The organism is Streptomyces sp. ME19-01-6, from assembly GCF_033793745.1.
In the GTDB taxonomy this organism is placed as follows: domain Bacteria; phylum Actinomycetota; class Actinomycetes; order Streptomycetales; family Streptomycetaceae; genus Streptomyces.
In genome coordinates this window covers 1-1,037 of sequence record NZ_JARAXF010000111.1, presented here as the reverse complement: position 1 = coordinate 1,037, position 1,037 = coordinate 1, and the positions used below count along the sequence as shown (strand labels likewise).

At 70.9% G+C, this 1,037-nt stretch carries 1 protein-coding gene; it reads left to right on the top strand.

All coding sequences use genetic code 11. From position 1 onward, the window contains the following. On the top strand, nt 1–1,037 hold a 1,037-nt coding region (locus PV419_RS52865; RefSeq protein ID WP_319701243.1), incomplete at both ends, for an acetyl/propionyl/methylcrotonyl-CoA carboxylase subunit alpha.

Sequence of the window (1,037 nt, the reverse complement as noted above, 5' to 3'; positions counted from 1 at the left end):
AAGGTGCTCATCGCCAATCGTGGCGAAATCGCGGTCCGCGTTGCCCGTGCCTGTCGGGATGCCGGGATCGCGAGTGTTGCGGTCTACGCCGATCCGGACCGGGACGCGGTACATGTGCGCGCGGCCGACGAAGCGTACGCGCTGGGTGGTGACACCCCCGCCGCCAGCTACCTCGACCAGGCCAAGGTCCTGGCCGCGGCCGCCGAGTCCGGCGCGGACGCCATCCACCCCGGCTACGGCTTCCTCTCCGAGAACGCCGACTTCGCCCAGGCCGTCCTCGACGCCGGCCTGACCTGGATCGGCCCCCCACCCGCCGCGATCCGCGATCTGGGCGACAAGGTCGCCGCCCGCCACATCGCCCAGCGCGCCGGAGCCCCCCTGGTCGCCGGCACCCCCAACCCGGTCTCCGGCGCGGAAGAAGTCCTCGCCTTCGCCGAGCAGCACGGCCTGCCCATCGCCATCAAAGCCGCCTTCGGCGGCGGCGGCCGCGGCCTGAAAGTCGCCCGCACCCTCGACGAAGTCCCCGAACTCTACGACTCCGCCGTCCGCGAGGCCGTCGCCGCCTTCGGCCGCGGCGAATGCTTCGTCGAGCGCTACCTCGACAAACCCCGCCACGTCGAAACCCAGTGCCTGGCCGACACCCACGGCAACGTGGTCGTCGTCTCCACCCGCGACTGCTCCCTCCAGCGCCGCCACCAAAAACTCGTCGAAGAAGCCCCCGCCCCCTTCCTCACCGACGCCCAGAACGCCGAGCTCTACCGCGCCTCCAAAGCCATCCTCAAAGAGGCCGGCTATGTGGGCGCGGGCACGGTCGAGTTCCTGGTGGGCACCGACGGCACGATCTCCTTCCTCGAGGTCAACACCCGCCTGCAGGTCGAACACCCGGTCACCGAGGAAGTCACCGGCATCGACCTGGTCCGCGAGATGTTCCGCATCGCCGACGGCGAGCCGATCGGCTACGACGACCCCCCGGTGCGCGGCCACTCCTTCGAGTTCCGCATCAACGGCGAGGATCCCGGCCGCGGCTTCCTGCCCGC